Origin of the sequence: Micromonospora parastrephiae (assembly GCF_016802865.1) — a bacterium.
Taxonomy (GTDB): domain Bacteria; phylum Actinomycetota; class Actinomycetes; order Mycobacteriales; family Micromonosporaceae; genus Micromonospora; species Micromonospora parastrephiae.
In genome coordinates this window covers 1-8,421 of sequence record NZ_JAEVHM010000218.1, presented here as the reverse complement: position 1 = coordinate 8,421, position 8,421 = coordinate 1, and the positions used below count along the sequence as shown (strand labels likewise).

At 72.4% G+C, this 8,421-nt stretch carries 7 protein-coding genes and 1 pseudogene; 6 read left to right on the top strand and 2 right to left on the bottom strand.

Annotation, left to right across the window (positions count from 1 at the left end; genetic code table 11):
* Positions 1-14 precede the first annotated feature (14 nt).
* Positions 15-524, top strand: a pseudogene (locus tag JNW91_RS32710) (aminotransferase class I/II-fold pyridoxal phosphate-dependent enzyme); the annotation flags it as partial.
* Positions 525-583: 59 nt separating this feature from the next.
* A complete protein-coding gene (locus JNW91_RS32705) occupies positions 584-904 on the top strand; it encodes a hypothetical protein (protein WP_238425794.1) in 321 nt (106 codons plus the stop codon).
* A 55-nt stretch (positions 905-959) separates the two neighbouring features.
* Here the strand turns inward: JNW91_RS32705 and JNW91_RS27305 are convergent, their stop codons facing one another.
* Positions 960-1,922, bottom strand: a complete 963-nt coding sequence (locus JNW91_RS27305; RefSeq protein WP_203178284.1) for a helix-turn-helix transcriptional regulator — start codon at positions 1,920-1,922, stop codon at positions 960-962.
* A 417-nt stretch (positions 1,923-2,339) separates the two neighbouring features.
* On the opposite strand from JNW91_RS27305, the gene JNW91_RS32700 reads away from it, so the two are divergent.
* The 3 genes from JNW91_RS32700 to JNW91_RS27290 all read left to right on the top strand — a co-directional run bounded on the left by JNW91_RS32700 (position 2,340) and on the right by JNW91_RS27290 (position 6,745).
* Complete coding sequence (locus tag JNW91_RS32700; RefSeq protein WP_238425793.1) at positions 2,340-3,002, top strand: hypothetical protein; 663 nt, start codon at positions 2,340-2,342, stop codon at positions 3,000-3,002.
* An 83-nt stretch (positions 3,003-3,085) separates the two neighbouring features.
* Positions 3,086-5,053, top strand: coding sequence for a Xaa-Pro dipeptidyl-peptidase (locus JNW91_RS27295; protein WP_203178283.1), 1,968 nt, complete (start codon positions 3,086-3,088; stop codon positions 5,051-5,053).
* Positions 5,054-5,236: 183 nt separating this feature from the next.
* Positions 5,237-6,745, top strand: coding sequence for a CehA/McbA family metallohydrolase domain-containing protein (locus JNW91_RS27290; protein ID WP_203178281.1), 1,509 nt, complete (start codon positions 5,237-5,239; stop codon positions 6,743-6,745).
* Positions 6,746-6,858: 113 nt separating this feature from the next.
* Here the strand turns inward: JNW91_RS27290 and JNW91_RS27285 are convergent, their stop codons facing one another.
* Positions 6,859-7,425 carry a MarR family winged helix-turn-helix transcriptional regulator gene (locus JNW91_RS27285; protein WP_238425792.1) on the bottom strand — a complete coding sequence of 189 codons (567 nt, stop codon included), beginning with the start codon at positions 7,423-7,425 and terminating at the stop codon, positions 6,859-6,861.
* Positions 7,426-7,527: 102 nt separating this feature from the next.
* Here JNW91_RS27285 and JNW91_RS27280 point away from each other — a divergent pair.
* On the top strand, positions 7,528-8,421 hold an 894-nt coding region (locus tag JNW91_RS27280; protein WP_203178280.1), incomplete at its 3' end, for an LLM class flavin-dependent oxidoreductase.

Below are 8,421 nucleotides of genomic sequence, written 5' to 3'. Positions count from 1 at the left end.
TGCGGGCCGAGGACATGGTGATCTGCCCCGGCGGGCAGGCCGCGCTGTCGTCGGCGTTGCGGGCGCTCGCCGCCCCCGGCGACGCCCTGCTCGTCGAGTCGCCGACCTACCTGGGCGCGCTGGCCGTGGCTCGGGCGGCCGGACTTCGGGTGGTGCCCGTGCCGGCCGACGCCGAGGGGGTGCGCCCCGACCACCTCGCCGCCGCGTTCGCCCGCACCGGCGCGCGGCTCTTCTACTGCCAGCCGCTGCACGCCAACCCGCACGGCGCGACGCTCGCGGGTCACCGCCGGGCACAGGTCGCCGACGCGGTACGCGACGCCGGGGCTTTCCTCATCGAGGACGACTACGCCCGTGACCTCACCATCGACGGTCCGGCCCCACCGCCGATGGCCGCCGACGACCCGGACGGGCACGTCATCTACCTGCGCTCGTTGACCAAGTCGACCGCGCCCGGGCTGCGCGTCGCCGCGATCGGCGCGCGCGGTCCGGCCGGCGCCCGGCTGCGCGCGGCCCGGCTGCTCGACGACTTCTTCGTCGCCGGCCCACTGCAACAGGCAGCGCTGGAGTTCCTCACCTCCCCGGCGTGGCCGCGACACCGTCGGGCCCTGACCACGGCCCTGCGGACACGCGCGAGGCGTTGGTGTCCGCGCTGCGCCGGCACCTTCCCGGCCTCTGTCCGCAGTCGATCCCACGCGGGGGCCTGCACCTCTGGGTGCGTCTGCCCGACGGCACGGACGACGTGGCGCTGGCCGCCGCCGCTGCCGCCGAGGGCGTCATCGTCTTTCCGGGTCGCCCCTGGTACGCCGCGGAACCCCCGGCCCCGCACCTGCGCCTCTCCTACGCCGCCGCCGCGGCCGACCTCATGGACGAGGCCGTCCGTCGCCTCGCCCGCGCTCTGCCGTGAACGAGCACCGGTCCAGTTGGTGTCCTGGACGCGGATGCTCGTCCGGGGCCCTGCCTCAGGCGTTGAGCGTCTCGCGGGGCGGCACACCGTAGCTGGCGTGGTACCGGGCGGTGAACCTGCTGTGGCTGGCGAACCCCCACCGACTGGCGATCGCCGACACGGTCTCCTGCTGAGGGTCGGCCCGTACCAGGTCGTGGTGGGCCCGGTCGAGGCGGATCCTGCGCAGGTACGCCATCGGGGTGGTGCCGAGATGGCGGCGGAAGGCGAGTTGCACCGCCCGCAGGGAGACGGCGGCGGCGCCGGCGATGTCGGCCGCACCGATGTCCCGGTCGGCGTTCTCCTCCATGAAGGCGATGGCGCGGCGCAGGGTCGCGGTGCTGGCGTCGTGACGGTCCTCGGCGGTCTCGTCGGTGAACGCCGTGTTGGGAAAGATCGCGAGCGCCGCCGTCGCGAGCATCCGCGCGGCGTTGCCGACCACCAGGGGCTGGACACTGGCACTCGGGTTGCTCAGCACGACGTCACTGACGTAGCTGGTGGTCTTCTGCCACTGCCGGGCGAGGAGCGCGTTGGCGGCACCGAGGTCGGTGAACCGGATCTGGCCGGGCCTCCGGGCCGGTGCGGCGGTCGCCACCTGCGTCAGCACCGCGAGGTCCAGGACGCAGAGTTCCACCAGGCCGGGTTCCCAGTGGAGGCTGAACGGCCGGCCGGGCCGGGTGGTGAGAAAGACGTCGCCGGGACCGAACCGGTGGGCCGTACCCTCGCACGTGCGGTCGACCAGGGCGGTGCGGGTGCGGGAGACGACCAACCCGTCGAGGTCACCCACCTCGATGTCGAGACGCGCGGTCTGGCCGGTGGTGGCGAGGGCGAACGGTCCGGTGTCGACGCGCTGGTGGACGAGGTGGTACCCGGTTTGCTCGGCACGGATGCGCAGGTCCGTGCCGTACGTGCTGGCCAGGAAGCGGTGGATCACCCCTGGGTCGCGGCTGTCGAATCCTCGGGTCTGCACTGATGACGTCATCCGCTCTCTCCGTCCGGGAGGGTCCCGCCGGGTGGTGGACCAGGGCCGGCGGCGTTGTCGGGACGTGTCTGGGCGCACGGGCCGGTGAATCGCGGCACGTTGCTGACCGGCGGTTCGGCGGTGGTGGCGGTGGAGCGTTGTCGGGTTGGACTGAGTGTTGTGGACCGAGTGTTAAGGAATCCCAACTATTCGCATATCCATTGATGGGAATTCCACCATACGACAGCGGGACGGCGTGCCGCTGAACTTTGGCGTGTCCGCGAGCCGACTTCGCTTTCCGGCTACCGCGCGGTGCGATCCTGCGCCTGCTGTCCTAGTCACCCCGCCCACCGCGGCGAAATCTTGTCCATGATCTCCCGGACGCCGCCGGTGCCCGGGACACCGCCGGGGAATCCGGCCAACAGGTGGGGGCAAACGTTGGACAGTACCGATCCGGACCGCGTCGTCCGCCTTGCGGTGGCCGAGGCATTGGCGCGGGTGTCGGACGAGGACAGCCTCGGACTGGGTGCGGGCGACGCACTGGAGAATTTTGGAGCCGCGCTTCGTGAGGTGCTCCGCCGTGCGCTCGACGACCGGGTGCCACTGACCACGCCCGAGTTCGTGGACCTGTGCCGCGACCTGCGGCTGAACCGTGACTCCATCGACCTGCTGGGGCACTACCTGCTCACGGCGTTGCTGGCCCACCACGTGGGGCCGGACGCCCTGATCCGCGTCGGGGCGCTCCTCGGCACCGTGCGGCGCTATCTGCCCGCCCCCCGGCCACCCGCGCATCGCAACAGAGGCCCCGAGCCCCGACGACGGGACGTGCGCACGGACAACACCGTCGTGGGCCGGTACCGGCGCACGAAGCTGCCCGAACACCTGCCCAGCCCGCCGAGCTGGACCTGCACCGGATGTGGCCGGGAATGGCCGTGTGCCACCAAGCAGAGTCAGCTGCTCGCCGAGTTCGGTGGGGCGCGCGCCGCCCTCGCCGTCTATCTCGGCTCCTGCCTCGTCGCCGCCACCCAGGATCTGCCGACGATGCCCCTGCCCGGGGCGCGGCTCCGATTTCTGGGCTGGCTGCCCCGCGCCCGGATCTGACGACGACGCGTCGCCGGCACTAGGCAACAGGGATATGGATGCGGTGGAATGTCATCCACGCGTCGGACCCCGGGAGGACATCGATGTCGACCGCCCGTACCCGCGCCCGGGTCGCCACCGCCCTGGCCGGCCTGCTGGTCGCGGCGTTATCCGCCACCCCCGCGACCGCCTCTCCGGCCGCCGACCCGACCGCTCGGCACCAACCGACCCCGCCGCACGTCGTCGGCACCCAGACGGTCCCCGCCTATTCGTACGCCGACGCGATCCGCGAGAGCGTCTGGGTGCAGACCCGGGCCGACAGTGACGGCGACGGCGTGCGGGACCGGGTGGCGGTGGACCTGGTGCGGCCCCGGGAGGCGGCCGCGGCCGGGGTCCGGGTGCCGGTCATCATGGACGCGTCGCCGTACTACCTGTGCTGCGGGCGGGGCAACGAGAGCGAACTCAAGACGTACGACTCCGCCGGCGTGATCGCCAAGGCGCCGCTGTTCTACGACAACTACTTCGTCCCGCGCGGGTACGCGTTCGCCGCCGTGGACCTCGCCGGCACCGCGCGCTCCACCGGCTGCGAGGACGTCGGCGGTCCGGCTGAAGTGGACAGCGCCACGGCCGTGGTGGACTGGCTCAACGGGCGGGCCCGCGCGTACGACGCCGACGGGCGGCCGGTCAGCGCCGCCTGGAGCACCGGTCGGGTCGGCATGATCGGCAAGTCGTGGGACGGGTCGGTCGCCAACGGTGCCGCCGCCACCGGCGTGCCGGGGCTGGCGACCATCGTGCCGATCTCGGCGATCTCCAGCTGGTACGACTACATGCGCTACAACGGTGTCCTGCGCACCACCGACTACCCCGGCTACCTGCACTCGTACGTCAACGGCCGCGGCGACGACGCCTGCGCCGACGTACTGGCCCGACTGCGGGCGGACAGCGCGGAGGAGACCGGCGACCGCAACGGCTTCTGGGCGCAACGCGACTACCGGCCCTCGGCCGGCCGGGTCCGGGCCAGCGTGTTCATGGCGCACGGCCTCAACGACCTGAACGTCACGACCAACCAGTTCGCCCGCTGGTGGCAGGAGTTGGCCGAGCAGGGCGTGCCCCGCAAGCTCTGGCTCTACCAGGCCGGCCACGAGGACCCGTTCGACGTCCGGCGCGGCGCGTGGGTGAGCGCCCTGCACCGCTGGTTCGACTACTGGTTGCAGGGACTGCGCAACGGGGTGATGGACGAGCCGCGGGTCGACCTGGAGACCGCCCCGGGCACCTGGACGACCCAACGGGACTGGCCCGCCCCCGGCGCCCGGAACGTGCGGGTCGCCCTCGGCGCCGGCGACGGCGTGACCGGGACCCTCGGCGGGCGCGGCGCGCGGCCGGGCCGGGAACAGGCGTACGTCGACGAGTCCCTGACCGAGGCCGAGCTGGTCGCCGAGCCGGGCGCGGCGACCGCCGGCCGGTTGGTCTTCCTCTCCGGCACGCTCACCGCGCCGCTGCGGATCTCCGGCAGCCCGTCGGTGCGGCTGCGGATCCGCGTGGACCGTCCCACCACCGAGCTGACCGCCCGGCTCGTCGACTACGGCACCGCCGAGCGGATCCGCTACGACAGCTCGGAGGGTGTGCGGACGCTGGACACCGAATCCTGCTGGGGAGCGTCCACGGACGTCGACGACGCCTGCTACCGGGACACCGAGGAGATCACCGGCGTCTCCGACCACGCGGTGCTGACCAGGGGGTGGCTCGACGCCGCGCATCACCGCTCACTGCGGTTCCGCACCCCGCTGCGACCCGACCGGTGGTACACGGTGACGGTCCCGCTGAACGCGTACGACGCGGTGTTGCCGGCCGGGCACGTGCTCGGTCTGGTGCTCGGTCAGAGCGACCCGGAGTTCACCGAAGCCGACGACCGGGACGCCACCGTCCGGGTCGACCTGGGCCGCAGCGAGCTGGTCCTCCCGGTCGCCGGCCGGACCGGGCTGCCCACCGTCACCGTCGCACCGCCGGTGGTCACCGAGCCGGCCCAGCCGTCGTCCGCCCGGACGGCACCGCGTACCCGGCAGGTGCCCTGAGCCGGCACCGGTCGGGCACCGCGCGCGGCCGGATGTGACACGGCGCTGCCCTGTCCTGGCTTTCCGGCAGCTCGGAGGGCAGGGTGTTCATCGTGCCCCCGCGCCGTGTACAACGGCTGTTCACCCCTCTCTTCAAGGCTTCTTGATCGAAAGAGCATTCGCTTGATCGAGGGAAGGCTTCACGTGAGGGACAGGCAATCCGAAGAGACCGAGCACGGGCAGCTGTCGCGGCGCAAGCTGGTCAAGTACGCGGGCGTCGGCGCGACGCTGGCCGCGGCCAGCCCGCTGGTCGGTGCCAGCGCGGCGTGGGCCGACGAGGAGCGCCGGCCGGGTGACGACACGGGCGACCGGAGCACCTCCAAGGACCGGGTGTGGCGTGCGGGTGACCACCACGTCCACTCCGAGTACAGCGGCGAGTTCGACACCACGAAGAGCCCGATCGTCTTTCACAAGGGTGCGGACGCGGTCTACCCGATCGTCACCAACGCCATCATGGCCAAGAACTTCGGCCTCACCTGGGCCATGTGCACCGACCACGGTGGACCGACCCACTCGAAGGTGAACATCGAGCAGGCGTACCCCGACCTGCTGCGCTCCCGCAAGCTGGTCCCCGAGGTCCTCCAGTTCTGGGGCATGGAGTTCGACGCGCCGTCGCTGGACCACCACACGCTGATGATCCCGCGCCACGACGACGAGGCGAAGCAGCTCTTCGAGCTGGAGAGCCGGTTCGCCAAGTACGACGCGTTCCCCACCGACCCGGCCCGCGACACCGAGGCCAAGATGGTGGAGTTCCTCAAGGTCGCGCGGGGGATGCCGCACAAGCCGCTGGTCATCGCCCACCACACGTCCCGCTCGGCGCCCGGGCTCGGCGTCTACGGCCAGGACACCCCGCGCGAGTTCCGCAACGGCAACAACGCCGCCCCGGACGTCTACATCGGCTTCGAGGGCGCGCCCGGGCACCAGGCCGGTCCGCTCAACGGCGGCAAGCGCGGCGGGTACGGCAACCACCCCACCTACGGCGGCTTCGACCAGATGACCGCCCGCGTCGGTGGGCTCTGGGACTCTCTGCTCGGTGAGGGCCGCCGCTGGTGGATCACCGCGACCTCGGACTCGCACGTGCACTGGACGCGCGGCGGTTCGGACTTCTGGCCGGGTGAGTACAGCAAGACCTACGTGCACGCGCGCCAGGACTACGGCGACATCATGGACGGCCTGCGTAACGGCCGGATCTGGGTGACGACCGGTGACCTGATCCGCAGCCTCGACGTCACCGCCCGGTCCCAGGGGCGGACGGCCGAGGTGGGCGAGACCATCACGGTCAGCCGCCGCAGCCACACCGACGTGGAGATCGAGATCCGGTTCCGTCCGCTGGGCGGGGTGAACGCCAACGGGGACCGCCCCGAGGTCCGCCGGGTCGACCTGATCGTCGGCCAGATCACCGGGCCGAGCGCCAACCCGGACGCCGACACCAACCCCACCACCACGGTGGTGGCCCGGTTCGGCCCGCGCGACTGGCGTCGGCAGGGTGCGGACTACGTCATCCGGCACACCCTGCGCGACGTCGAGGCCGACACGTACGCGCGGGTGCGCGGCACCAGCACGGACGAGGCCGAGCCGCTCGCCGACGGGCTGGAGAGCCCGTGGGACGACCTGTGGTTCTACTCGAACCCGGTGTTCGTGCACGTGCGCTGATCCGCCGCGTCAGCGACACAGCGGGTCCGCCGGCGGCCCTCGACGCACGACGTCGAGCGCTGCCGGCGGACCCGCTGCCGTATCCGCCGGCGGTCGACCGCCGGCCGCCAGGATCAGTCGGCGCCTCGGCGACGTCCGGCCTTTCGCCCGCCAGCCGGGGGTTCGGTGGGGCTCGACTCGGGCTGCACCTGCGCCACCACCTCGCAGAGGTCGCGCAGCGGGTCGATCGCCTGGGTCGAGCAGGCGACCCGTTGCAGCAGGGCCCGCAGGGTCGCCGACTCGGCGGGCGTGAGCGCCCCCAGCAGGTGCGACTCGACCTGTCGCAGCGCCCGGCGCCGCTGCTGCCAGGCGGCCCGTCCGGCGTCGGTGACGTCCACCAGCCGGCTGCGTCGGTCGGCGGGGTCCGCCCGTCGGGCGACGAACCCGGGGCGCTCCAGGTCGTCGATCAGGTAGGTGAGCACTGTGCGGTCGATGCCGAGCTCCTCGGCGATCGTGCCCTGGTTGCGGGCCGGTCCGTTGACCGCGGCGGTGAGCACCTGGTAGCCGCGCGGCCCAGCGGGGAAGTCGGCCAGCGCGTGCTCGGCGGCCCGGACGTAGCCCCGGAAGACGATCCCGAGCATCCAGCCCAGGTCGTCGTCGAGCGGATCGGGCCGGTCCGGCCGGTCGGTGGCACCCGTCATACCCCGACAATAGCGCAGTACGGCAGACCTTGTTGGCAGCAGATGTTCTGTATGGCATAAGGTTGAGTTCATGACGCATTGCGCGGAACGGGAGGCTCGCAGATGAGCGACTACGGCCACGACCTGGTCTTCGGATCGTTCACCACGCCCGGCAACGACGATCCGGACCGCACCGTCGGCCTCGCCGTCCTCGCCGAGCAGGTCGGGCTTGACCTGGTGACCTTCCAGGACCACCCGTACCAGCCCCGGTTCCTCGACACCTGGACGCTGCTGAGCTTCGTCGCGGCCCGGACCAGTCGGGTGCACGTGTCGGCGAACGTCACGAACCTGCCGCTGCGTCCACCGGCGGTGCTCGCCCGCAGTATCGCCAGCCTGGACCTGCTCACCGACGGCCGGGTCGCGCTGGGCCTCGGCGCAGGGGCGTTCTGGGACGCCATCGAGGCGATGGGCGGTCGACGGCTGACCCCCGGGCAGGGCGTACGGGCGCTGGAGGAGGCCATCGAGATCATCCGACAGATGTGGGACGCCGAGGCGCGCGGTGGCGTCCGAGTCGACGGCGAGTTCCACCGGGTGGTCGGCGCCAAGCGAGGTCCCGCCCCCGCCCACGCGGTGCCGATCTGGCTGGGCGCGTACAAGCCGCGCATGCTTGCGCTCACCGGTCGCCGGGCCGACGGTTGGCTGCCCACGCTGGGCTACCTCGAACCCGGTGGCCTGGCCAAGGGCAACGCGATCATCGACGACGCCGCGCGGGAGGCCGGTCGCTCACCCCGGGACGTCCGCCGGTTGCTCAACATCTCCGGCACGTTCTCGACCGTCGGGCGCGGATCCTTGAACGGCCCGGCCGAGCAGTGGGTACGGGAGCTGGCCGACATGGCGTTGGGCGACGGCGTCGGCACGTTCATCCTCGCCAGCGACGACCCCGACGACCTGCGTCGGTTCGCCGGCGAGGTGGCCCCCGCCGTCCGCGAGCTGGTGGCCGCCGAGCGCGAGCGGGGC